Source organism: Endozoicomonas sp. ALC013 (assembly GCF_049310205.1).
In the GTDB taxonomy this organism is placed as follows: Bacteria; Pseudomonadota; Gammaproteobacteria; order Pseudomonadales; family Endozoicomonadaceae; genus Endozoicomonas.
Map to the genome: position 1 here is coordinate 1 of NZ_JBLYNS010000076.1, position 25,370 is coordinate 25,370.

14 protein-coding genes are annotated in these 25,370 nt (G+C 46.8%); 8 read left to right on the forward strand and 6 right to left on the reverse strand.

Annotated features, from left to right (window positions below; genetic code table 11):
* Window positions 1-47: 47 nt before the first annotated feature.
* The gene (locus ACO6V1_RS14395; protein ID WP_422450334.1) at window positions 48-968 is read right to left on the reverse strand and encodes a hypothetical protein; all 921 of its coding nucleotides are present in this window, start codon (window positions 966-968) and stop codon (window positions 48-50) included.
* Between the two features lie 335 nt (window positions 969-1,303).
* The gene (locus tag ACO6V1_RS14400; RefSeq protein ID WP_422450335.1) at window positions 1,304-2,326 is read right to left on the reverse strand and encodes a CobW family GTP-binding protein; all 1,023 of its coding nucleotides are present in this window, start codon (window positions 2,324-2,326) and stop codon (window positions 1,304-1,306) included.
* A gap of 66 nt (window positions 2,327-2,392) precedes the next feature.
* Between ACO6V1_RS14400 and ACO6V1_RS14405 the strand changes: the two genes are divergently transcribed.
* Window positions 2,393-3,607, forward strand: coding sequence for a hypothetical protein (locus ACO6V1_RS14405; RefSeq protein WP_422450336.1), 1,215 nt, complete (start codon window positions 2,393-2,395; stop codon window positions 3,605-3,607).
* A gap of 47 nt (window positions 3,608-3,654) precedes the next feature.
* On the opposite strand, the gene ACO6V1_RS14410 is transcribed toward ACO6V1_RS14405, so the two are convergent.
* The gene (locus ACO6V1_RS14410; RefSeq protein ID WP_422467328.1) at window positions 3,655-4,278 is read right to left on the reverse strand and encodes a hypothetical protein; all 624 of its coding nucleotides are present in this window, start codon (window positions 4,276-4,278) and stop codon (window positions 3,655-3,657) included.
* Between the two features lie 489 nt (window positions 4,279-4,767).
* On the opposite strand from ACO6V1_RS14410, the gene ACO6V1_RS14415 reads away from it, so the two are divergent.
* The 4 genes from ACO6V1_RS14415 to ACO6V1_RS14430 all read left to right on the forward strand — a co-directional run bounded on the left by ACO6V1_RS14415 (window position 4,768) and on the right by ACO6V1_RS14430 (window position 13,011).
* A complete protein-coding gene (locus tag ACO6V1_RS14415) occupies window positions 4,768-7,470 on the forward strand; it encodes an SEL1-like repeat protein (RefSeq protein WP_422467330.1) in 2,703 nt (900 codons plus the stop codon).
* A gap of 181 nt (window positions 7,471-7,651) precedes the next feature.
* On the forward strand, window positions 7,652-8,740 hold the full coding sequence (locus tag ACO6V1_RS14420; protein WP_422467332.1) for an LDL receptor domain-containing protein: 1,089 nt from the start codon (window positions 7,652-7,654) through the stop codon (window positions 8,738-8,740).
* Between the two features lie 187 nt (window positions 8,741-8,927).
* Entirely contained in the window at window positions 8,928-11,540 is a 2,613-nt protein-coding gene (locus tag ACO6V1_RS14425; RefSeq protein WP_422467334.1) for a hypothetical protein, read from the forward strand.
* A 343-nt stretch (window positions 11,541-11,883) separates the two neighbouring features.
* Window positions 11,884-13,011, forward strand: coding sequence for a low-density lipoprotein receptor class A repeat-containing protein (locus ACO6V1_RS14430; RefSeq protein WP_422450341.1), 1,128 nt, complete (start codon window positions 11,884-11,886; stop codon window positions 13,009-13,011).
* 137 nt (window positions 13,012-13,148) lie between these two features.
* Here ACO6V1_RS14430 and ACO6V1_RS14435 read toward each other — a convergent pair whose 3' ends face one another.
* Window positions 13,149-14,060, reverse strand: coding sequence for an HAD-IIA family hydrolase (locus tag ACO6V1_RS14435; protein WP_422467336.1), 912 nt, complete (start codon window positions 14,058-14,060; stop codon window positions 13,149-13,151).
* A gap of 260 nt (window positions 14,061-14,320) precedes the next feature.
* On the opposite strand from ACO6V1_RS14435, the gene ACO6V1_RS14440 reads away from it, so the two are divergent.
* Window positions 14,321-15,826 carry a PDZ domain-containing protein gene (locus tag ACO6V1_RS14440; protein ID WP_422467338.1) on the forward strand — a complete coding sequence of 502 codons (1,506 nt, stop codon included), beginning with the start codon at window positions 14,321-14,323 and terminating at the stop codon, window positions 15,824-15,826.
* Between the two features lie 12 nt (window positions 15,827-15,838).
* Here ACO6V1_RS14440 and ACO6V1_RS14445 read toward each other — a convergent pair whose 3' ends face one another.
* Entirely contained in the window at window positions 15,839-18,922 is a 3,084-nt protein-coding gene (locus ACO6V1_RS14445; RefSeq protein ID WP_422467340.1) for a DUF4116 domain-containing protein, read from the reverse strand.
* Between the two features lie 230 nt (window positions 18,923-19,152).
* On the reverse strand, window positions 19,153-20,082 hold the full coding sequence (locus tag ACO6V1_RS14450; protein ID WP_422467342.1) for a hypothetical protein: 930 nt from the start codon (window positions 20,080-20,082) through the stop codon (window positions 19,153-19,155).
* A gap of 618 nt (window positions 20,083-20,700) precedes the next feature.
* Between ACO6V1_RS14450 and ACO6V1_RS14455 the strand changes: the two genes are divergently transcribed.
* Both ACO6V1_RS14455 and ACO6V1_RS14460 read left to right on the forward strand, forming a co-directional pair.
* Window positions 20,701-21,456, forward strand: coding sequence for an enoyl-CoA hydratase-related protein (locus tag ACO6V1_RS14455; protein ID WP_422450346.1), 756 nt, complete (start codon window positions 20,701-20,703; stop codon window positions 21,454-21,456).
* A gap of 374 nt (window positions 21,457-21,830) precedes the next feature.
* Window positions 21,831-25,364: a hypothetical protein gene (locus tag ACO6V1_RS14460; protein ID WP_422467344.1), complete on the forward strand. Its 3,534-nt coding sequence runs from the start codon at window positions 21,831-21,833 to the stop codon at window positions 25,362-25,364.
* The last annotated feature ends 6 nt before the right edge of the window (window positions 25,365-25,370 follow it).

Below are 25,370 nucleotides of genomic sequence, written 5' to 3' on the forward strand. Positions count from 1 at the left end.
CCTGGCCTGTGAATAGGGTGTGCAACAGCCCGTTTTGAGCAGGTGACTCAATTATTGATCACTTGTTGACAAAACTTATCCAATAAATCGGGATTTAAAACAATTTTTAATTTTTCACGTGTATCAGTAAGGCTGACTGTTGGGAGTGGGTTAAGCCAATCGTGTAACAAGGCGGAATTGGATTTACTCATATTTGTTACAAATGTTTTCAGATCATCATCTGCTAAATTATCAATCAAAATTTTCCAGTCAGGTGCAATAATGAGGTCAGGGCTATCTAAATCGAAACTCTGTCTACTGACATTGAAAAAATATTGGAACTGGAATGAATCACCGCTTTTCAGAATTCCAAAGGCAATCCGCGTATCTTGCCAGTCAGAAGTATCCGAATCACCATTATAAAATGAGTAAACTGTTTCTACTTCTGGCTCAGTGTCTGGCTTCAGTAAATGCTCCTTCAAATCTAAATCTGATGTTATCGGGACGCCCTTAATAACAATATCTTTTAAATCTACGTATTCATTGCAGCTTATATTGTCCTCGTCCTTTGCCTCTTGGGGTTTCAGTAATAACATCAGTGAATTTTTATATTTTATCAATTCGGAAAATTCTGTAAGAGTATGGTTTTTTTTCAATAAGTCGGTAATTTCATTAATAAACTCAACGGGGAATTTTCCATTTTTTTCAACAACTTTGCCAGTGTTTGCAATCAATGCAGGGGTAGCCTTCAGGTGGCTGACGGCTTCATCAGATGAAAAAGTATCAACGTTTTCAAATCTGAAGGTGTAATTATCCTGATCAGCTTCAGTTGAAACTCCACCTACTTGAGACAAATGAGTGTCAGCCGGGGTTGGGGATATATCTACACAAAAGGGGCCAAAATCGACTTGCCCGCTTTCAGTATCTTGAGAGTGTGCACTGAAACCATTGCCAGAATCAGGGCGGAGGTTTATTTTATCGAAATTCATCACAATTATCCTGAGAATTTATTATCAATATGAAAATATGTTGTTGATTTAGTTTCATTTGGTTAACTACTTATCACTTAAATTGACAAGATGTCGGGTAGGAAAGTTCAAATTCTGGGTCTAATAAATGTTAGACATAAGATAAAGAGTAATTTTTTGGCAGGCAGGAGAAGGAAAAGCTTTTCTTGCAGAAGTGGTAGAGGGTAACCAGCTTTATCGGGATATTCTTTTTTCCCGGTTGGAGCCCCGATGCATGGATGGAGTTTTCAGATGACGGCTCTTTTCAGGAGAAAGTTCTTACTGAAATAACAGCACAATTTACTGAAAAAACCGGCTTATGCTGCCGGTTGGAAAATAATGGTTTCCTGTAGTCTGGTTTCAAAGTCATCCCAGTCCATAGGTGCGCTGCTGATGATTTCCAGGCGGCTATCTGACGTTTCTTCAATCTCTATCACACTGACAATGCCATCCTGCATATTAAAACCTTTCACCCCCTGGTCTGTTTTTGCCACCGCTTTTAGACGCTGGGCAGTTTGTGCATGAATCAGTGAAAACAGCCGGTCAAATGAAAACGAAGTGCTTTCAGAAAACAGCCAGCCACAGCTGAAATGATGCTGGCCTGTGTTTTCCTTGCGGAGAAAAAGCTGGCCTTCAGGTAGCTTGAGAACCATGGCTTCCGTGGTCTGGAGCTGATCAGGACTTTTCTGATGTGCATGGTGGGCTTTGGGGTTAACCGCCACACGATCACGGTGAGGAAGATCCAGCCACTCTACGGAAAGTGCCCCCTGCTTTACCCAGGCCGTTTCAGGTTTTGGCAACGGTAGCTGGTCTGCAAACTGCTCAAAACGCCTACGGTCAGTTTCGCAGGATAAGTCAGTTTTGTTGGCTACCAGAACATCGGCCAGATGAATCTGATCCCGAAAATTGTCATTCTCAAGGTATCGGGTATCTTCAAGGTTGCGCGGATCCACAAGGCAGATACTGGCTTCCAGGCTCAGAATCTCACGGTAATACTCTCCTTGCAGTGTGTTAATAATTTCCTGGGGATGGCCCAACCCGGTGGGCTCAATCAGCAGCCGGTCCGGTTTGCTGCGGGCGATCAGCATATTAAGGCCAATCTGCATGGGGAGCCCGGCCACGCAGCACATACAGCCACCGGGCACTTCTCGCACGAATACATCATTACGTGCCGAAGAGCCCTGTAACAGGGCACCATCAATACCGACTTCGCCAAACTCATTGACCAGCACAGCCCAGGTTTCGTTTTCGGGCTTCTGCCTGAGTAAGTGCAGAATGGCGGTGGTTTTACCGGAGCCCAGGAAACCGGTGATCAAATTGGCAGGAATTTTTTTCTGCATTGTATTAACAGCCTTGCAATTTTCTGGAACTGGAACTTGAAATAGTATCGTGAATTATAAATGTAAGTGAATAAATTGGTGGTGATGTCTGCACGTTGGCTTTTTGCACTTATTGTATTACTCCAGCCTTTCATTTTTACAGGAAGTGCTATCTTGGTTGCTCAGAAGCTTATTGATCAGCCTGGCGTTTCTGATCATGGGTTCCTGAAAACCAAAACAGGGCTTCTAACAATGATTAACACCGGTGTGAAATCTGGAAGTTGTTGTCTAAGGCATCGCTCACCATGCTTGAATGGTGAGTGGAAGGACACTGGAGGGGCTTTCGGACGGACAATAAGATTAAAGACAGATGCAGAAGCACATATTGCTAAAGAGAAAGAGATCGAGGTACAAAGTGATATAGAAACAGAGCTTTTTTCAAAGAAAATCATCTATAGAACCTTTGACAGACTAAATGGACAAAGAATAAAACCCGCTTTTCGAGACAAACTGGATGAATTTAAAAAAGATCTTCATGTTTTTGATGATAATCTGGCCGATCTTGTGGGGAGTAAGCTCCGGCCCTTCCGAATTACGATGATACCAAGCGAAGATAATGGTAAAAAATACAAAGAGGCGATGAAGGCTGCTGTTGATGCTGTTATTGCTGATATTCGAGGCACCTATGAAGAGTGGGTCGTTGAAGGCCTCGAAACGATATCCTCCGATATTGATGAGTTAGATTCTTATTTCTTTTCACTCATGCTGCAACGAATAGATGAGGGGTGGCAGAACCTGCCAGATGAGGATAGTTTTTTTGTCAATCCTGAGCTGATTGCCAAGTATCCGGAAAAATATCAGATACAGCGTATGGGAATGCAAGTAAGCCAATGGTTGTTTGGCGTAGGGATCGTTGCTGCAAGCTCATACACCCCTGGGGCTAGAGGGGTTATGCAGATGGATAAAGGAGATACCAGCAGCCTTTTTGGTTGGCTGATAAGTACAGCAATGAACCGGTACAATATCAGTCAGGATGAAGCTATTGCAAGAATTCTATCTCAGCCGGAATTCGTCACGTCGTTAAATGATGGTCATGAGCCTAAATTCGACGGATCGATTCTGGGAAATTTTGAAGGAGGTGGAAAAGTCCTTTATATGTCAGCAATAGCATTAGCAAATCGGTTTCATCTTAGTGAATATGCGGGTATGGCAACGGCCATGTTTTTAGCAAGAGTTAAAAGAGCTGTTTGCTCCCTGCCTGAATGTTTTTCTCAGGTTTTTTATCGTCATGTTGGTCGATAAAATAATTCGTCAGTTTATTCAAGGTTCGAGACCTGAAACCGGGACGTTCACATCGCATACAATTCATTAATAAAGTTTTTTGTGAACAAACCTGCCGCAATGCATTGGCGAATAAATGGTGTCAGTGGTTTTAAAGATTGGCTAAATAGCTGTGAAAGTTCCAGAAAATTCTTGCACTCCCGAACTGAGGCAAGACTGAATTGTTCCAATACATAAGGTACATTTTGACAGATTGTAAATGTGTTATCGAAGCTTATTTGGGAGTGAAGTGCCAGTATAACTTTATTTACATTCTCCTGTGATAGTGGGCAGTAGCAGTCTTTCCCCGACCAGGAGGGTTTATAATGTTTCTCTTGCCATAGGTCCCATTTCCAATCATCGGGTTTATTGGGGTTTCTTGCAGTGGTACTGACCTGCAGACGGTTCGGTTCAGGCAGTTGAAAACGTTTTATAAGATGATCAATCAGTGGACTGACAATCTGGTCTGCTTGACATTTATTCTGCTCAGCGGCTTGTAAAACAAGAGTAACAACATTCTGTTTAACGGTTGTTAATGACTTATTAAATGTCGCACTTTCCTCTGCCATTCCTGCCATGGCAGCATGGCCAGTGGGAGGGTCAGTCGATTGCATGGTATAAACAGTTTTATTATCTCCTATTGGATCAAGCATAAAAAAACCTTTTTGTTGAGACGTAGATAAGTAGCTAACCATATGAAATCATATATTTCTGACTCCTTGTTCAGGCACTCTGCTTCGTTACAACTCCGGTCACATAGCTACGGCTATGCTCCCTCCGTTGTGCCTCACATAGCACCTGCCCAAGTAGCCAGAAATATATGATTCCATATGGCCAGCTACTTATTGCTGTTCATGGGGGCTGAATAACTTAATCACTCTGCACAGACAAAGAACTTATGCTGTCAACGTTTAGTCTGTTTAATCCGCCAATAGTTCCCTTCGTAACCAAATGAAATATACGACTGCAGTGATGCATCCACTCTGTTGCGACGGCAACATCTTCAATTGCGGAGGCGTTTTTTTTCATTCACAGAACGATCTTTTCTTTATCCTGTCTACATGATTGTTAATCCAGTTAGCTTTCTTATTTTCAGATGAGCAGCTTTTTATACTCCAGGCTGTTTTGTACGGGACCGAACTGTGCAGAGACTGAGTTATAACCAACTCGTGGACAGGGCGCTTATCGACCGGGGCGATACAGTAAGCGCGACTGCCGAAGCGCATTTTTTTGCGGGCAGGAAAGTCAGCGTTGATCATGATGTCGTTCGGTCAATGTGCCTGGCAAACCAACACTGGTCGTTTAATGATCAGGCCAAAACACTGCTGGACGTTGCTGTTAACAGCAACTTCTCTCCAGCACTTGATGATAAAACCGGAATAAGAAGGTTTAACCTGTGGTTCTGGGGTGATTGTTGTCCGTTAGAGGATATAAAACCACCCTACATCTGTACCTGCAGGAAAGTGCATCAACTATATCCAAGGCAGAAGGTGGGCGGTACCCTGATTGAAAACGAGCGCAGGGTTGTTAAAGTCGGCCCGACGGATACGCCCGCCAGCCTCAATCCCGGGGCACTGCTGGCACTGGGCGCATGCCACCTGATTGAGTCGGAAAGGTTGCTGAAAATGCATGAGCAGCACCTGGAAAAGGCACCGGCTGATACCTCATCATTACTGCTGGAAAAGGCCAGCAGTAAACGCAAGAAGGCTTACAGGCAGTGGCTGGCTGCCAGCATACTGGATGCCGGGCAAACCCGGAACCAGCTAAGATCCTGGTTGATACAGTACGCTCTAAACAACGGCGCAATCAGCCAGGTCAGTGATGTAGAGAAAATAAAACAGTTTCGCTCTGGTCAGCAGGAACGGCTGTCGGATCAATGGTTCAAACTACTCATCGACAGTGGCCTGTATCCCAACACCGAACCTTTGGCATCTCCCTTTGCCATAGCGCAACGGCTGGCTGACATAGCCCGTCAATCCACAGTAATCAATAATCTTTACCCTTACTCAGCCTGTGATTCGCCGGTTTTGCTGTTTTCCAGATATGAATTTCTGCTTTGGCACCTGCGTGATAAACCCGGTTATCTTCCTGAGCCAGACGATGAACACGGACTGCTATACAAGGCATTACATATTGCTATTGCATATGACTACGCCCGCACGACTCATCAGTTAACAGCAATAAACCTGGGTGTGTCAGACGATGCATTTGCCGACCAGCAAAGCTCTACCCCAGCCAGTAAAGCCGCCAGTATCGTTACCCAGAGAGCCGATGTTGCATGGTTTAAGGATGTGGAAATGACCACTCAAACCGCTCAGGCAGTGTTTGTCAGAAACGAAAAAGAGGGCCAGGCTGCTTCCTCTGCTACCTGGGTTAAGGGCGAGACACCGTTTCCAAAACCGTTTCCGGAACCTGAGGACCTGGTGACGGCATTCGCTTATATTTTCAACGTCATGACCTACCCCAAACCTAATGACAAAACCCGCATTTACAACATGCCCCGGCATCGCCAGAAAGTGATGGAGGCTTTTCAACTGCTGAAACAGGCCGTGGGCAGCGAACCGCCCTTACCGGATAGTCTCCATGGTTACGCCTGTTTTCTAATGGGCTGGCTCCATGAGCAGCAATTAATTAACCATCCATCACCGGAGAAGGCGGCGACATGGTATGAACAAGCCGCCAGCCGGGGAAAATTCATTCCATTAAATCTTCGGGCCGGTGACCTGTTTGCAGAAATCGGCGACTACTGCAATGCCTGTCGATGTTATGAGCAGATGGATCAGCAACTGCAAACGCTGGTGGATTCCCCCGACGAGAACCCGGCAACGGAGGACGGCGGTTATCTCAGCCCGTCATTTCAGGATTATTTGCGGTCAAAAATTGAATATGTCCGAATCAAGGCAAAAGATACACGCTACCTGCGTCGCCTGACACCAGAGGATATTCAGCAATACATCAACGGAGAGCAAGATAACCGTCAAACACGTCAACGGACAAATTCCCCGACCGAGCGCCAGGGGCGTGAACCTGCCAGCAGTCAACCGCAGTGCCCGGCAAGGCACCTTCAGCCAGCGGATGGCAGTGCGCTGTTTCAGGATAAGGGCGTGGATAATGATACCTGCAATGCCGACTGCAACATCGCTGCACCTGCAGCCGATCAAGCCCCGGGCAGCCCCGGTGCCCCAACGAAGCAACCACCGGTTCAGCAGGACAGGGCCCAACCACCGCTCCTGAAAGACGCTGACCCTGTTGCCAATAAAGAGCGCAGGGCAGACCTGCCCGGTTTTGTCAGGAATCGACTGACAAGTCAATGGGATCGTTCGGTACACAGCCTGTTACAGCAGTTTTTCAACCGGAAAAAACAATTGATTCACACCCATGAAGAGCAGATCGCCTGGCTCAGCCCAAAGCTGGACAAAATCCGCAGAAAGCACGGCAGCGAAGTCTTGATGGAACACCTGGCATGGGAACATATTAATGCAGCAGAGCAGCCATTGTTTGAGGATGTTGGGCATGGGCAAAAAAATGCTTGCAACTCGTGCGCTGCGCATCTGAACCAGGCTCGCGATCTGCTGTTGCAGAGCATCATCCGAAAAACAGGTATTCAATACCAGCAGCTACCGGATCCGGAAAACTTTGAGGTGGATGTATTGAGCATTGCTGAACGGGTCACCCCGAGCCTGACCCCCATTGAAATCACCGAATGGCTATTCGGTATTGTCTGTCAGGCCAGAAGTCTCGGGCATGTTTTCAGTACGTTCAAGCTGCTGTACCCCGGAAGTGAGCATATCGCCTCCCTCAACCGTGGCTGGTTCTCATTAAAGCGCCTCTACCGGACACCCTGAGGCTCCGGGTTATATTGATGGTGAAAGCGATCTGAACTTAACCGTTATCAGATAGTCAGAAGAGCAGTCAGCTATCCACTCTGTCCAGGCCCTCACACCCATGCAACCGATCCCCCGCCAGCGTCCAACATCTTCGTCCAACACGCATACCGCTGCCCGAGAAGCTGTCCGTAGCAGTTACATGAGCAGAAGCGTCTCGACGGTACCGGCCAGCCCAGTGGTATACCCGGGTAACAAGACCCGGGGATGCACCCTGTCTGATTACCGGATCTGCCAGTTCACTCAAGGTGCCATTCAGCTCGGCAATAGCCTGATACGCAATCTGGCAGGTTTTGCCTTTCAGCAAATAATGGATTCACCGGAGATTGGTCTGGTCTGCCCGGGGTTAAAAGAGAGCCTGGTGGTGCTGTCTGCATTACCTGCGCTGGTCACGGCTAATCAGGGATGTCTCGATAGAGAAGTGCCGTGCAGCAACGATGAATGCATCCAGAAAAATCGGGTGTGTGACGGCACATTCGATTGCTTTGATAAGTCAGACGAAGGGGCACATTGCTCCGAAAGGCTGAGCCAATGCTATGAGAATATTCAGGATAACTTTATTTGCAACAATGCCATACAGTGTATTCCTATCAATTTGACCTGTGACTCACTGTACGATTGCGCGGATGCTTCTGATGAAGCCGTGGCTTTGTGTGACTCTGTACCCCCGCACCCCGTGCGGCCAATGCCCTTTTTTTTCGCGATGTTTGGAGGGCTGTGCTGTGCTTTGTTAGTGAGCAAATACTGTAGAGCTGTTTATCTGAGCGTTAAGGCTTTGCGGACCACCAATCCTGAAGCTTCAACCTGTCGTCTTTTACAAATGGCCTCAGTAAAGCCGTTTTATTACCGATTTCCTCACCAGCCTGTTACGATTGATACACGCCAGGATGATATTACGCCACCAGCCCCAGAGCGCCCTGCACAACGGCCGGAAGCACAGCAGGCGGTCCACCCGCAGGCAATGCATTTGCCCACCTCCAACCAGCAGGCAACTGAATTGCCTACCTACCAGCAGGCAACTGAGCTGCCTACCTATCAGCAGGCAACTGAGCTGCCTACCTATCAGCAGGCAATTGAGTCATCTACCTACCAGCAGGGAGCTGAGCTACCTACCTACCAGCAGGCAATTGAGTTATCTAACTGCCAGCAGGCAACTGAGTTACCTACCTACCGGCAGGCAACCCGGAGGCTCCCAACTTATGCAGAGGCCATTGCCGAGACTTTGGTTTGAACGACGGGAAAACCATGCCATACCAATGTGGGCAGGCTTGGGAAAGGCAGTAAACCGCAGGGTATGGAAGGCAATACCTTTCTCTGATGTTTTTACAACTTTAAACAAGTGACATGAACTCCAGTTGATTTCAGTCGATGATGAATTACAGGAATCAAAAGTTGATCAAAAATCACAGGATATAAACATGCCACCAGGGATTGAAGGCCAAAGACCGGTTGGGGGTAATACCTCAAGCAGTGAAGGTGGTGCAGTAAAGCCGACGGAAGAAAACAGTAACGCCACATACCGGGGGACACGGGTTTCCAGGGTTAGTGAAGTCGCTAAAAAGAGTCAGGTATCTCAAGATGAGTTGAGTGAAAAAAATGACACGCTGATTGAAAATAGAGAGATCAAAAAACAAGACAGCAGCACTGGCGCGTCAGGTCCTTATAGTTCTGCCAGAATGCGCAGACGGGCAAAGCAACGTGAGGCTGAAGAGGGTATGAAAAAATACCTCCCTGCTGTGGATAAACATCAAGACAGAAAGATCAGCGAAGAACTCCCCGATGTTGCTGAGGATTCGGGTATCAGTGAGGATGAAAGTACTGATAGCCTGCCTCTCTCTCCCAAAGCCAGCAATCGGGAGCGCGAGTACGATAGCGGTATTGAGGATGACGCAAGCTCGTTGAGTGGTCGGGCCATTCAAGCGATAGAGCCTGGTCCCATAGCCGAAACCGGGGCGCATGCTCCAGATCTGCAACAAGAGCACCCACTACCGGCACGACCTGAAAGTACCAGCCCCCTGAAAAAGGTATCTAAAAAAAAGAAGCGGCAAAGGCAAAAAACGGGCATTGATAAAGGCAGTTCCAATCAACGGGTGAACTCTGACCCCGGTGTGCAAACCTCCAGGCTGCCAAATCATGATGCGTTGCTTGCTGGCTGTCAGCGCCAGGCTAAATCAGTAGAAAAACTTGATGAAAATAAAGGCAAAAGGGAAAGTGAGCATTTAGAAGAGCTTGGCAGGCTTGAGGCGGTGTATGCTGAAAATACCCATAATGATGACCGTGGAATTGAACATTATCTGTTGAGTGGCAAGGCTGCCATGGGGATTTCAAGGGGAAAAAAGAGACTGCAACAGGAACTGAAACAAAAATCCCGAAAAGAAGGCGTGGAGTCGGTAAAGCTGGGAGCGGGTAAGATTATTCAGGAAATGGTAGACCGGGCTATTTACCGGAAAAGACCGCTTCACCCGGTACGACGAAAGCAAAAAACACCGGAAACGGAACCTGTAAAAGATATTGTAATGGATCCTGTCATGGCAAAGGTTGAAGGAGATTTCAACGGTACTGATGAACTGGTGAAAAGCCTTGAGTCTGAATTGTCGTTATCCACCGCCAGCCAATATGCTGCCGCAAAAAAATTGTTTGTGGAACAACTGGATAGGGCTCAGTGGGCAAAGGAGGCAATGGAGGAAACCCATTCTTTACAGAAGCAGATCCAGACATTAAAGGCCACTTTGTTTGAGGAACTGAGTATTCTGGGACATAACGGCAGTGAGCCAATGGTTGATCCATACATTAACGACAGTGCCTATGTGTCTGCCCTTGAAGCAGCCGTTGAAACAATAGGTATGGGGCCTTCTGCAGCACGGGAGCATCTGGAAAAACATCTGGAAAAAGCGGGTTATCAGGAAGATCGGGATTCTTCAGAATACCTGGAGCATCTGGACAAGCTGGATGATATGGAGCATCTCAGTGACAGGGAGTATCTGCAAACGCTGAAATACCTGAAAGATCCACAATTTGTGTACGGTTTCCGTAAAGAATTAAGGGTTGAATGGCTGGCAAAACATCTCTCACAAACATTTCGACGTTATTCCAATGCAACGATAAGGCACCCGGACTTCAGAACAAATATGAAGGGCTTGCTGGATACGCTCAATGCCCGGGAGCAGAATGTTGGTAACAAGCTTAAAGATGCGGCAGAGCATTATGAACAGCGCTGTAAGCATTTAAAGGAAAACAGAGAGCATTTAGATAAAGTGATGAAAGCTTACGAGGAAAATGGTAGCGATGGTGTTGATATACTCAAGCACAGAAAAGTGTTAACCAGGGCCAAAGCGCTCAAAGAATTGATGAAGCCGGTACATGATCAGATCAGGCTGGTCACCAGCTATGAAGACCCGGAGATGCAATGTGCCTATCTGCTGAAGCAGTGTAATGACCTGGATAAGCAACATGCCTCTGTTCAGAAATCGATTCAGGAATGCCAGAAAAAGCTTGATAAAGCTGAAAGTAAAAATAAAGGCAAAAGTAAAAGCAAACCTCTCGATGATGTTCAGAATAAAATGAATGACCTGAAAAGAGAGTCTGCTGACATTGTCAGGCAATCTGATGAACGAAAACAGGAGTATATGGATTTTAATAAAGCGTTAAACAGTTATTATAAAATTCAATTCGATATGGATATTAAGCTGGTTAACCAATATTCAGATCCCAAAAGGCAGTGTGCCGATATGAAGGTGCAATATACCGCTAAGGATAAGCAGTATGCCTCTGTTCAAAAATCCATTAAAAAGTGCCAGGGGAAGCTTGATAAAGCCACAAACAAAGGCGGTGATCTGGAGGGTATTCAGAATGAGATGGATAATCTTGAGCGTCAGTCTGCTGAACTTGAAACCGAGTCTGCTGATTTGAAAAGCAAGCATGCAGCACTTAGTCAAGCGTTAAAAAGATTGGATACCATTCAAATGGGTTTGAATAATGAAGATTCATTGGATTTGAACAAAGAGGAACAATTGGGCATGGATGGTGAATAATCACTCACTAACCGCTGCCCGCAAAAGCACAAGTGGTTCTGGCTTTTCGGGCAGCGGGTAGTGTCGTCTGTAGAAATGTAGAAGTAACCTGGAGTTGCGGTGACATGATCACCATGAGGTGCGCTGATCCGCGTTGCCGACAAGCAGTTCAAACTGACACCCATTGGCCGTACTGACCCTATTTTCCTGCATTTTTGCCATCCAGCCTGCACCGGTCAGGAACAGCAGGGTATCAATACCTCCCGGGATCTATCCATTGCATCCATAATGATGTGAACTTAACTGTGATCTGATGGTCATTGATAAGCACTGAGTATTCCTCCCCAAGCAGGTCCTTACACCCATGCTACCGATTTCCTGCCAGCTTCCATTATCCCCGTCTACACCACAGACCATTGCCCGTGGTACTGTTTGTTGCAGTCGCAGTCGCAGTCGCAAGAGTAGAACCGCTGATGGCAGAACCATCTCGAAGGTACCTGCCAGTCCATTGGTATATCCGGGCAACAAGACCCTGATATCTACCCTGTCCGATTACCGGGTCTGCCAGCTTGCTAAAGGTGCCATGCAGGTCGGCAACAGCCTGATGCGCAGTGTGGCGGGTTTTGCTTTTCAGCAAGTAATGGAGTCACCGGAGATTGGTCTCGTCTGTCCGGGATTAAAAGAGAGCCTGGTGGTTCTGTTGGCATTGCCGACACTGGTCTCGGGTTATCCTCAGAAGAAATGTGAAGATGGAAAAGTGTGGTGCGATTCTACTGAGGCTTGTCATCGTGGTAAGAGGTGTGACGGCATCGAAGATTGTAATCCCCCATATGATGAAGTTGATTGTATCAAGTTAAGCCAATGTGAAGTGAAGGATGACTTTCTTTGCCCAAGCCGTATGAAATGTGTCCCCTCTAATAAGATGTGTGACTCAGTTGACGATTGCGGCGATTTGTCGGATGAATACTACTGGAGGTGTGGGGATAAGTACACCCCGCAGGCAACTGAAACCTCACCACCCACTGTGCTGACACCTGAAAGCAGCACTGGGGACACATCGTTACCAGCGTACGATAGATACTTGCACGCGTCTCCCTTATTTGTGGTGCTTGGTATATGCTGCGCATCCGCAGCTACTTTTTACTGTATTTCCGTTTATCGAAGCGTTAAGGCGTTGCGGTCTACCAACCCTGAAGCCTCAACCCGTCAGCTTATACAAATGGCCATAAGACAGCTGCATAATTTCAGGCATCAACACCAGCCTGTTCCGATTGATGCCCACGAGGATGCCATGGTGCCACCAGCCAGCCCGGGGCATCCTGGCCAATCGTCGGAAGCTCAGCAGGCCTCCTGCCAGCAGGCAACGGAGTTACCTACGCAGGCAAACCGGTTGCCTACCTATCAGCAGGCAACCGGGTTACCTGCCTACCAGCAGATAATCCGGGAGGCCCCCCCAACCTATGAAGAGGCCATCGCCGAGACCAGGGGCTGACCGGTGGGGGAAAACCATGCCATACAAAGTGGGGAGTCCGGGGGAAGTCTGCAAAGCAGCTTTTGATCTGTCTTTTGCGGCAATCTCGGGACCGTGTGAACGAGATGTTTGTGTATGCATAACAGATCTTGGCTGCACTATAGTCTGGGTGCTACATAGTGAGGACTTATTCCCGTGCTGGCAATCACTTCCATAATATCCTCATTCTGGTATACCCCGCACTGCAGCAGCAATGTTTTGAATCCCATGGCATTGCCTCCCAGAATATCGGTATAAAGGGTATCCCCGACCATCAGGACTCTGGATGGATCGGTAATCTGATGTTGCTTGATAGCCATTGAAAAAATGGCAGGATCGGGCTTGCCGAACAGCACAGGTTTAGCCTTTTGAATGGTTTGCTCCACCAGGTCAGCGATAAAGTAACCCGGTGTTGCGGTGACATGATCACCATGGGGTGCGCCGATGTCCGGGTTGCCGACCAGCAGTTCAAACTGACGCCCATTGGCCGTAGTGACCATGTTTTCCTGCATTTTTGCCGTCCAGCCTGCACCGGTCAGAAACAGCAGGGTATCAATATTTTCCGGAATCTCGCCATTACAGCCATTCAGCCGGACCATGCCTTCCAGCAGGTGGTTGGAAGGGTGTTCCAATGGTGCAATGACGCCAATACGGTTACGGTTCGTGAGCCCTTGCAGGTACTGTTCAGTGATATCAAGACTGGTCAGTACTTCATCTGCGGTGAAATCAAACCCCCGGGATTGATACTTTTCTGCGGCAACGGATCGGTTGGTCAGGGTGTCGTTGGAAACAACGCAGAATGGGATATTGTTTGCCCTTAGCTGCTGAATGGCCTCAGCGGCACCAGCAATAGGCGTGCTGCCCCGGCAGAGGACACCGTAGGAGTCCAGCAGGATCAGGTCAAATTGCGCCATGATATCTGCCAGTCCATCAATAAACACCGGGGCAGACTGCGGGTTGGCAATGGCTGGATACCAGTCAGGATGACGGGCATATATCTCGTTCAAAGAGTCGGGAGAAAGAACAATCATGGAGCGTTGCCTGATGCTGAAAATGAACGTCACTCAATGCACCTGATTATATCAGATGTCCGACAGGTAAATATCTATAAAGCCTTCCCCGCGTCAACAGGCCCTGGCCCCGGACAAGCAGGATATTTTTTTTGTGCTAATTTGAAATGTTCTTTCTTTAGCCCTTGAGGTGTTTGGTTGTGAGGCTGAATTGCATTGTTAAAGCCCTTTGTTTCCTGTTGCTTGCCGTTTCGATATATGGCAATGCGGCCGGTCCGTTAATGACGCAGTCTTTGCCGGTATATTCAGAAGATCAGGGCGTCAGGGATTCGATCATCAAAATCTATACCTCATTCAACCAATATGACCACCAGAATCCATGGAGCAACGTTGGCCCAAGGCAGAAGTATGGTTCCGGTGCCATTATCCAGCTGCCAGACAGTGACCAGAGGGTTGTGCTGACCAACAGCCATGTAGTCAGTGCCCATACCTATATTGAAGGCAGGAAAAATGGTCAGACGGACCGTTACAAACTCAGGCCCCTGTGGGTTTCCCACGAGTTGGACCTGGCCTTGCTGGTGCCCTTCCATGACCATGAGAGTGCGCTGTTTTTCAGCGGTACCACCCCTATCCCCCTGGGTAAGCTTCCTCCTCTGCAAACGGATTTGATGCTGCTTGGCTATCCCATTGGTGGCGATACGATCAGTGCAACCAAGGGAGTGCTGTCCCGTCTGGAATATCAACCTTACAGTAATTCCGGCTTCTCATTTCTGGCCGGGCAAATTGATGCCGCCAGCAACCCGGGCAACAGTGGTGGCCCTGCCGTGGTTAATGGCGAGATTATTGGTGTGTTAATGCAGGGTTACAGTCCTTTTGAAGCCAGCAATATCGCCCATATTGTGCCGGTAAATATCATAAAACACTTTTTACAGGATATTGCTGATGGGCATTACAGTGGGATTCCCAGCCTTGGTATTGAAACGGAAGAGCTTGAAAATGGCTTTTTTAAAACCGTCTATGGGGTGAAAGAAAACAAGGGCGTTCTGGTTCGCCATGTCATACCGGGTTCTGCGGCTGACGGTGTGCTGCAGCCGGATGATGTTATCCTGGAGCTGGACGGGTATGCCGTTGGCCACGATAAAACCATCGTGTTCCGGGGCAGTGAGCGGGTTTCCATGGATTATGTGGTGCACTCACGGCAGGTTGGAGAGGAACTTGGCGTTCGGGTCATTCGTGACAAACAGGTGCTGGATCTGACGGTTACGCTCTCTAAGCCGGTCAATAATGATTTGTTGCTCGGCTTTGATGGTCAGTCTGCTCCTTCATACTTTATCTATCAGGGACTGGTGTTTACCAAAGTGACCAGGGAGCTGCTGATGGGGGCTGGCCATGACCTGATTTCCTACGCAGGCCTGACGCCGGTATTGCTCAATAATTTCCGGTTTGCCAATGAAGATGAAGTGGTTGTCATCCTGAAAGTTTTGCCCCATGAGGCCAACCGGGGTTATCACAATATCTTTCTGAGAAGGGTTGACAGTGTTGGCTCGGAAAAAGTCAGAAACCTCAGGCAGCTGGTCAACCTGATCGAATCGACAGAGGAGGATTTTCTGGAACTCAACACCGGTTACAGGGGGCTGGAGAAAATTGTCCTGAATACTCACCTGGCAGATATCGTTAATGGGGAGGTCATGTGGCTTAACGGTATTCAACATGATCGCTCTAAAAACTTCCGTACAAAAAATGCAGTGCTGCAGGTGGTAACACCTGCAAAAGTGAGGAAGTCATGAATGTTTAACATTTTATCGCCTGCCTGAATGATTCAGCTGTTTCAGTATATCAGTACACATTTTGGTCAGCCCATTCATTAACGATATCAGTGGAAATGTTGAGAAATCGGCTCCAAAGATTAACTGGCCATAAATATCATAAAAATTCGCGTGACGTGTGCAGGCATAAGCGTCATAAGGGTAGAGCGCTTTACTGAGGTGCTGCTGATCGTTTATGTGGTTCATATAGCAGTCAGTGGGGTCATACTCACCCAGAGGGAGTTGGGCAAACCCGGGTGCATCCGGCTGCAATGCGGTCCAGTAGAGAATTTCCTGCGCGACCCGGACAAGCCAGGTCTGATACTCGTTATCGTCCCGTCCGAGGAGAAACCGCAGGCTGATCGGCGTGGCTGCTGTGGGCATAAGCCCCAGCAGAAACTGGTTGCAGGCCAATTCAACAAATGCGGCTGTTTCGTTAAGTGCCTGAGGGTTTTTGTAGTGATAACCGGCAAAGCCCTGATGTAAGCGTGACCTTACCAGTACCGCCGACACAATGATTTCGCAAATACTGTTAGCCAGTGCAATGCGTTGTGAGACCTTGGGCATATAACAGGTTTCAAGCGTGTCTTTCTGTCGTAAACAGCTGTGTATATGGCCAAAGGTTTCATAATCACCCAGGTCACGCATGCCACAGTGACCAAAATCAATCTTTTCGGTGGCCTGAGTGTTCCATGCTGTTAATTTGCCTGCGTGTACGTTGTCAGAGATCAGATTCATGGCCGAATGCAAGGCGACCCAGCCACGGCCGGCCTCAGTGTTGTGCAGGCACTGCAACATACTGGTCGGCACCAATCCCATGCTGGTCATGTAACCTGCATCGTGACAGGCCTTGAGGATGCCCTGCTCCGGGCGCTGCCAGGAGCAGTCCTCTGCTGTGTCTGGCGAATGGGCATACCGGGCATAGGCGACGGGTGCTGTGTAGCAAAAGACATTGATGTATCGCTGGCCATGGCTTGCGGTGATCTCCACCGGGTCATCAAACTGGTTAATCAGGTACTCCAGGTCTTTGCCCAGGGGGAGCCGCATAAAGTCGCGATACTTTGGTAGCACGCTATTAAATTGACCTGCCAGCTCGGGAGTATTGGCGATGACTTGATAAAGAAGGCCCTCCCTGGCCAGTGTCTCAAGGGGTTCCCCGGCTCTCTGGAATTTAAAATAGATAGCCTGGCCACCGGCTTGCAGACATTGCATCGTCCGCCCACCGACTATCCGGATTGCTGGGTTGTTTGCCTGGCCAAGTGCTTCGGGGACATCCTTCAGCCCGAACGATGACGGCATATTTTCGGCAATATACCGGTTGATGCGCTCCCCATCAGCGGCATTGGGCAGTGCAAATCCGGTAACCTGGTGAGCGGCAGAAATCAGGGGTATCAAAAATAGATTGGTACATGAGATCGGTAAAGGAGATTGCTGGCAGATCAGTGGTGCCGCCAAGGCCTTGTCTGGAAAGGTATAAGTCGGGGCATCTAATGATTCAATGAAGCTTATTTTGTCTTTCAATGAAATATCGGGACAGGTTAAAAACTTCAACTGAACATCCGTTGGTACATAGGGTAATTGATTAAGCTTGATCAATCTGAATAACAGTCTTTCCTCCTTCGAACATAAAGGTTTAACGATCTCTTTGGTAACGGCTGCCATGAGACAAAGCTCATTGAAACTCAGGTGTTCCAGGGAAACATGTTGGAATGCCGACAGGTTATTTTTTAACGCCGCATCAAGGATTGCCCCTTTTTTAAAGTCGCTGGGTACATATCGCAGTGCTTCGGAAGACAGACTAACGGCCAGGGCATACAGCTCAGACGCCTTATCAGCACCTACCCACTTTGAAAGGTTGTCAGTTGCAGCGAATTTAAGAGGGTTGTCCCTGTACTCTTGGCTGGTAATGACTGATTTGAGGAAATGATCAGTAATATATTGTTCTGGAATATCATTCAAGACAAAGTATCCACTGGTACAGGCAGTACGGTATATTTCCGTTCGTTGTGTTTCCGTTAGAAATTTGGGAAGCGTCCCGGATAATTTTCCACCTTTAGCCGCGGCCAGACACATATCGAATGTTTTGACGGCTTCCGGAATGAATTCGAGTGCTCTGGCATTATTATCAACAGCCAGTTGGCATAATTCAGCGGTCTTCAGTTGTTCAGGAACATACTCTAATGCTAATCCATTACGTCGACAGGCTACCTGACAAAGTTCTGCTGTTTTTTTATGGTCCGGGTAAAATTCCAGGGCCCCGGTGTGTTCGATGGCAATGGTTAATAATCGGTCACTGACGGGCTTGTTCTCCGGGTAATAATTCAGCGCAACGTGGGATTTTTTGCAGGCAATTTCAAAGTGTGCATCAGTTCTTGCTGCTTCGGGAATGTATTTAATGACTCCTTTATAGTTTTCAAGGAGGAAGTCAAAAAAACCATCGTTCAGCCATTGTTTGATTATCTCACCAGGTACATGATCAATGGCATTAAGCTCATCAATGACCAAAGCTCGACACAGTTCGTTGGTTTTCATACTGTCGGGTATGTACTGTATATTCGCATAAGGCGCTTTTACAAATGCCTGTATACACATTTCTGGTGTTAACTTTTCCAGGGGTACTTCACTAAAAAAACAAGGATCATTTTTGATTTTTAAAAAGTAATCTTCACTATCAAGCTGATCCGGACTGACCCCGGGCGGAAACTCCCCGAAGTATTTGATAAATGTTTTATAGTCACTGACCGGCAATGGCTGCTGTTTGTCCGTGGATTCGGCAACTCTTTGCAGCAACGCTTTTAATGCATCACCAAGATTGCCTTGTGGCAGGTCATGGGTGGCACCTGGGCAGGCTTGCACACGAGACCATGACATAGGGGGGGCTGTATTGGCAGAAGGATAAGGTGTGGTGCCGACGGATAAGCCGCCTTCTACACAAGTCCCTGAAGCCTCTTTAACAAGGTGTTTGCACCAGAGTTGACCTGATGAATCGCCGAATCGTTCCATCAGCAGGGATTGATGTTCCCGAGTTTCTTTCGGGTTTTGATCAATAGGGGGAGATGGGCTCCCTGAAATATTCATTTGCTGACAGCCTTGTAATAATACGCTTTCTGTTTATGTGGTGTTCAAATAAACTAGGATCTCAAAGTTAGCAAAAAGTTCCAGAAACCATAGTTGCATCTGGAAATAGCGAATGAAAAACAAGGGGTGAGGCTTTACCGGTAGCATGGAAATTCAGCAGGTCGCTATTCTCAGCAAGTCTCTCAGGGAAGCGCTGCCCCTTTAAGATAGCAAGGGGAGCACCGGCAAGCTCAGGCCATTTTAGCCATATCTTCAGGCAGTGGCGTCAAGCTTTTAAGCAGCGTATCAGCAGCACTCTGGGCGGCTGCGCCACTTTTATAGTGCCCTCGAACCATGGCATCACTGCGCTCTAGTCCCAATGCCACGGCAGTGTCATCTGAAAGTTTGGGATCGTCTTTCTGTGCCTGTGTTTTCAGCGACAAAATCTGGGCAGCTTTCAGGTATGACTTCAGGTTTTCCTGTGAGGAGTCCGTGATGATTGCAGCCAGCACCAGTGCCTCTGTGCTCATTTCTGATACCCGGCGGGATAATGCCTGTATTACCTTTTCCATCTTATCTTCCGGGATTTTGCCTGCTAATACAGTGGGCAGCTGATCATTCTTGACAAAATGCCGTTCCAGTTTGCCGGAATTAAGCAGAAATTCACCCCCTGGCTTGGTAAAAACGAAATGGTTAGGGGATTTGAGATAAATGGCAAAATAGGCCAGGTCCTGTGCCTTTCCAAACTTTCGATCCGTGATGAATTTCGGGAGTGGGCCTATATCGGTACCCGATGTCATCTGGTTCTTCAGGAGGATCAGTGCATCTTTAACGGACTGTCTCAGGTCTTCCGGAAACCATTCTTCGACATGCTGTTCTACAAAACCCTGCCGTTCAACGCCCATACTAAAGGAACCGGAACACTCGTTGTTGTCTTTCCTTGAGTTTGCCCCCAGATCTTTTAGCAGATTTTCCAGAAGGTGTTCTTCGTTTTGTATGCATTCTGGGTCACCCCCTTTTTTTACGAAGGCGGAAATTTGATTTTGCAGACTTACGACTTGTTGGAGTATTTCAATGCTTCCCTGGTCGGCAAGATTGCACTGGGCCAGGGCAATGGACAGGAAATTCTCTTTATTCTCCCTGTCGCTTTCATTGTCGCGAAAAATGCCAAAACGGTCCACCAGTGCTTCGGTGAGTGCCTGTTGCGCCTCAGGGTTCTTGGATAACTCACTTTTTGCCGCGCTTAACCGGTCGGCAAAGGAGTCCTGAAGCTGTTTTAGTTCCGGGGGGACGAGGGGGGGGGGAAGTTTGAACGTCGCTTGCGGTGCTGAACTCAGGTGGAATTAGGCTTGCGGGGATTTGGGTGGATTGTGGAATCATCGCAGGTGCTCCTTGAATTCATTGTGTAAATTAGTGTGTAGGCATATCCGCATTCATGGTAATGCCTTAATATGACCGGACAGATACTGATAAGTTCAACAAAATAGCCAATTCGAGCAACCAGCCACCACGGTCATAATCATTCCTCGCTAACCACACAACAGATGGCTAGGAGGCTGTCCGAGAATAGCGCCCGTAGCGAGGATGGCAGAAAATTGAGGATAAAAATTTCGTTTTGTGAGGTGAATAGCGGGGCTATTTGCCGAACAAAACGGAATTTTTAGACCAATTTTCTGCCACCGCAGTAGGGCAGTCTATTCTCGGACAGCCTCCTAGGTTCTCTACTGCCAATTGGCAAACAGCTGTAATAGAATATGAACGACAGAATAATGACAATAAAGTGTTAGGGAGTATGAGCCATGTCAGATCCGCAGAAGCATATACTGATCGAACAGCAGGAGGGTATCCTGACGATACGCTTCAACCGCACTGAGAAAAAGAATGCGCTGACCACAGCGATGTACGCAGCCATTCTTGACGCACTGATCGGTGCTGATCAGGATGACAGTGTTAAAGTGATTCTCTTTGCTGCCCAGCCCGATATGTTTACTGCTGGTAATGACCTCAAGGACTTTCTGACCCGGGACACCTCTGAAGAACCGGCAGCCATAAAAATGCTACGCCAGCTCGCGGTACAGAAAAAGCCGATTGTGGCAGCAGCCAGCGGTATTGCCGTGGGTATCGGCGTGACGTTATTGCTCCATTGTGATTTGGTTTATGTGGGGGAAAACACCCGGCTGCGTTTGCCTTTTGTGAATCTCGCCGTGGTGCCGGAAGCCGCCTCCAGTTTGCTGTTGCCGGATATTATGGGACGACAGCGGGCTTCAGAGCTGCTGATGCTGGGTGATTTCTTTGATGCCCGGCGCGCCCATGAATATGGCATTGCCAATGCGGTAATAGCCAATGAAGAAGTCTTTGATTTTGCCCTGGCAAAAGCTAAAGAGCTGGCAGCAAAGCCCCGTGAAGCACTGTTGCTGACCAAACAGCTGATTACCCGGAACCGTCGCAGCGATGTTCAACAACGCATTGATGATGAAGCGATCGTCTTTGCTGAGCGAATGGTCTCCGAAGAAGCTCGACAGGTAATGGCGGCCTTTTTTTCCGGTAAGTCTTAGTCAGGTATACTGAGACAGTACGGTTATGGTTCTCACCTGACAGGGATTCTGGTTGCCATGGTATCGCCACTGGTAGCCAGCAGTGCGGGAGCTGCCAGTCATCACCATTCCACCTCCCAGGTAAACTGCGCAGCCATTTTGAGCAGCAGGATTTTCATTGGAATGCTCCGTAATACCCGATGACTCAAAATAGTCCTGCTATTATAACAAGCGAAATTTCTAATTCCCAAATGGTATGGCTCCTCATTCTATCTTGATCAAATGTCCAAAATAGCTATCAGGAATGCGGTATCATTAATTTCAAAGTGAACTAATGGAAAAATAGTTTATCTAAAATATGTTCTTACCTATAAAATTTCGGGAGCCTTAGTGTTTTGCCTGTTGATTCATCTATTAAGCCAATGACGGTGTTGGAAAAGTCGGTTCTGGCGAATGACACCTTATTAATCCGTGATATTAAAAGATCCAAATCACGCTATGTGATTGATGGTTTGTCGCATGTTGTTTTGCAACTCCCCAATAAAATTCGGGATCCACTGTTGCCCCCTTTGCCTTTATTAAAGTTAGAGCAACGGCACAGTGTAGGTCGAATAACGTATACAAATGATCCTGAACAGCAATTTGGGTCTATTGATCGAGTAATGACCTTGCTTCTGGATCAAAATGATAATGCTGCATTTAAATGTTACCTTGAACCAATGATGGCTGATAACGTTGATTTACCAACAACGGAAGGTAGTGGAGAGTCAGAGTGTCTGGATGCTTCTTCAGTAGTCACTGTGCTTGATGCCCTCTCTGCTCATGCCAATGTAAACGAGGTACGATGCTCAACCAGCCAGATACTGAAGAAGGGCAGCTATCTTGGGGTTTATCATCCAGATTTAGCAAATCATGACAAGACGAAACTTCATTACAGTGAGGGGCAATTCATCACATTATCCTCCGGTGAAGGTGTGATATTGGAGTATAAATTCTCTGATGAGGGTTTACCATACTGGGAAATAGTGGCTACCTATCAAAATAAAGATCTAACGGTTCAGATGAACCCTCTGCTCCAGGAGACACTTGATTTTAAAGATATAGCGATAAGTAATGGGCAATACCATCTTCCGGTCAGAGCGATTGAAGAACTCTCTGTGCTTAAAAGAAAACATGGAATCTGCCCTGCGGTCTTTAATTGTGGTCGTATCAGTGATAAAGGCGCGTTAAATGCGTTAAAAAAATACACTTCTGAACATCTTGAAAATGGCAGAGGACAGGCTGTTTTCAGTATGCTTGTTATTAATGATTCTGCTGCACACATGATTGCCGTCAGATTTATCCAGACAGGTAATAAAATTGTTGTTTATTTGCATGAAACAATACAGCCGAAAAGCTGTGTAGCTAAGGAGATAAGAAATTTTATCATTGCCGCGATATCAGATTCTGTACAAAATATTCGAGACAATAGCCTGTACTTTTTGACCACCCCAGCGTCTGGATATCTTCAGAAAGACTATAACAGCTGCTCAATAACAGCATTTAAGGTGTTGCTGTCCTTTGAAAAAGAACGCAATGGGCTTGACCCGTTTTTTATCCAGTTGGTGAGAGATTCTGATTCGGAAATTTCTCTGATTGATTATCAGGCATTCAATAAGGAAGGTGCAGGTAAATTCAGTAAGGAAGCAAAGGTGCTTCCGGTAAATATCAAAGTGGGTAGTCTGCCGTTAACATTATTACCTGCAGTTCTTCTGAAGTTTTATCAGGGTAGTCAGGCTCTTCTTTCTAATCAGCAAAAAAAAACCATTGTCAGTCATGCCAGAAAGTTAACATTGGAAGACTATTACCTGAGGTACAGGTTTTATGAAACGGAAACTAATAAGGTTTTTAATGTGGCCGCCTTTTGTAAAACCAATAAGTCTTTTGCCTTATGGAAAGATATGATCAGAAATTTCATACCTTTGTTTGTCAGGATTTTCAGGGCTGATTTTGATCGGATGAGAAAAAATGTGGTAAATCGATGGTTAAAGGATTCAATGTATTCAGATATAGAAATTAATGCCAATGATTTGAAAATGTTAAAGCGATACAAAAAATTCATCACCATGGAGGCAGATTTAAATACATGGTCTGAAGCGGCTGTTTTAAAGTGGCGAAATCAAAGCAGGGAGTTGACAGCTTGGTTAAAGCAGATAAGGCCCGTCACAACGACTATGAATAGGAATAAACTACTGTGGCGCTGGTGCCAGTTTTTAAATAATCATCTTGATCCCTGTTCCGATGTTGGAAGCTTGTGGGTTCGCAGGGATGTCGGCTATGTTATTGAACGGCTTGATGCCCGGTTGAAATTATTGCAAAAGACCGTGAGATCTGATTTTCCCTTTCACTTTGGTGAGAGGTTCTACAGAGAACCAGAGTCTCTGCCAGCAGAACCTGCGTCTGAGGGAGAGCCCATTGATATTGATAGAGGTGCTGGATGTTGCAACGTCAAGACTGAAGTCATGGAGTCTTTGATGGAGCCAGGACGTTTTAACAGGATTGTCATGACCTTTCCGAAGCCATTACTTTTGGCTTCTGCTGACAATGAAAGAGCATGCCATGATTCTGGCTCAAATACATCGCATCGCAAGGAAGAGTCGTTATTATCATCGGCTTCAGGGGAGTCCTGTGAAGAAGTCTCTGCTGCTATCGCTGATGTAACAAAAGCTTTCTCAGTGCGGGATTCAGGTGAGAAAATATCCTGTGATTCACCTTTGGCTATATCGAATTCCTGCAAATCAATGGACCTTGAATTACAATGTGATGAAAAGCTCACTGATGAACTCCTGTTTTCTCAAGACGATAGCCCACCTCATGCATCAACACTCGGTCAAAATTATTATTCAATAGTGGCAAAAGAGGCTGCTCGAAGTAGTAAAGTTCAAACTTCATCTGTTCTGAAAAGAAAGCAAGCAGCACTGGAAACGGGTTTTTCTGGCCCTCCCACAAAGAAACAACGATTGATGAGTGTTTCTATGCCTGTTTTGGATACTGCTGCAATGGATTTGGCAGAGCAGGCTAACTTAATCAGAAATGAAATTGAAAAGTATGAATTCAAGGTTGCAATCGAGATGCTTTCCATGGTGTTGCAGGGTATATGGACAATGGACGTATCAAGCAAAACGAAAGCCAGCAACAGGTTAAAGGTTCTCAAAGAGGCCATAGAAAATATCTGCGGGATTTCCAACCGTCCAAATGAGCTTGATAGCTACCTGCAGCGCAATAATATTTTTGGTCTCCCCAGCTTGCATGATACACATAAAAGAGTCCTGATTATCGCTTTTACGCTTGATTATCTTTTGCAAATATTATCCGCAGCTGGCGAGGAAGTTGATAATGAACCGGTGGCTATTGTTACCAGGGCAAGGCTTTTTATTGCAAGGAATACCGGCAAAAACGGTAGTGGGGTTGTGGGAGAAAATAGATGCAATATAATAGCAGGCGAGTTTCCTGCCTTGATTGCAACAGCAAGTGTTTCTGAACCCTCTGAAAATAAAAGTGTCATGGAAAAGGTGCTTAGAATCAGAAAGGAGCTTCAAACAATTGGATATTTAATGATTAGTGAAAGAATAAATGCTGTTTTTTTCAAAGGGGAAGTACATGGGAGAGTAAACTTTCTTAAGTCGTTGATTGAAAAAGTCTGCTCTTTTTTGGGTAGAGAAGTTGGAAGCTATGATTTTCGGTGCCTACTGAGTTTAGAGAAAAGTATAGGCCCGGCTCAAAGGAGGTGGCTTAATCTTGCGGCACTCCATGAATATTTATCATCTATATTGCCGGGGCACAGCCCTGATAAATCCTATACTTCTGTTCTGCTAACGGCTGAGAGCTATCTTAAGGAGCAGGCTAAAAATAGTACTTTCAATAACCTGCCCCAATTTAAGAGACTGTAAGCCTAA

What these genes read in the sequence shown, in the direction of transcription:
- ACO6V1_RS14395 (WP_422450334.1), bottom strand. Translation starts at nt 968, where the DNA reads ATGAATTTCGATAAAATAAACCTCCGCCCTGATTCTGGCAATGGTTTC.
- ACO6V1_RS14455 (WP_422450346.1), top strand. Translation starts at nt 20,701, where the DNA reads ATGTCAGATCCGCAGAAGCATATACTGATCGAACAGCAGGAGGGTATC.
- ACO6V1_RS14420 (WP_422467332.1), top strand. Translation starts at nt 7,652, where the DNA reads ATGAGCAGAAGCGTCTCGACGGTACCGGCCAGCCCAGTGGTATACCCG.
- ACO6V1_RS14410 (WP_422467328.1), bottom strand. Translation starts at nt 4,278, where the DNA reads ATGCTTGATCCAATAGGAGATAATAAAACTGTTTATACCATGCAATCG.
- ACO6V1_RS14440 (WP_422467338.1), top strand. Translation starts at nt 14,321, where the DNA reads ATGACGCAGTCTTTGCCGGTATATTCAGAAGATCAGGGCGTCAGGGAT.
- ACO6V1_RS14425 (WP_422467334.1), top strand. Translation starts at nt 8,928, where the DNA reads ATGCCACCAGGGATTGAAGGCCAAAGACCGGTTGGGGGTAATACCTCA.
- ACO6V1_RS14445 (WP_422467340.1), bottom strand. Translation starts at nt 18,922, where the DNA reads ATGAATATTTCAGGGAGCCCATCTCCCCCTATTGATCAAAACCCGAAA.
- ACO6V1_RS14435 (WP_422467336.1), bottom strand. Translation starts at nt 14,060, where the DNA reads ATGATTGTTCTTTCTCCCGACTCTTTGAACGAGATATATGCCCGTCAT.
- ACO6V1_RS14430 (WP_422450341.1), top strand. Translation starts at nt 11,884, where the DNA reads ATGCTACCGATTTCCTGCCAGCTTCCATTATCCCCGTCTACACCACAG.
- ACO6V1_RS14400 (WP_422450335.1), bottom strand. Translation starts at nt 2,326, where the DNA reads ATGCAGAAAAAAATTCCTGCCAATTTGATCACCGGTTTCCTGGGCTCC.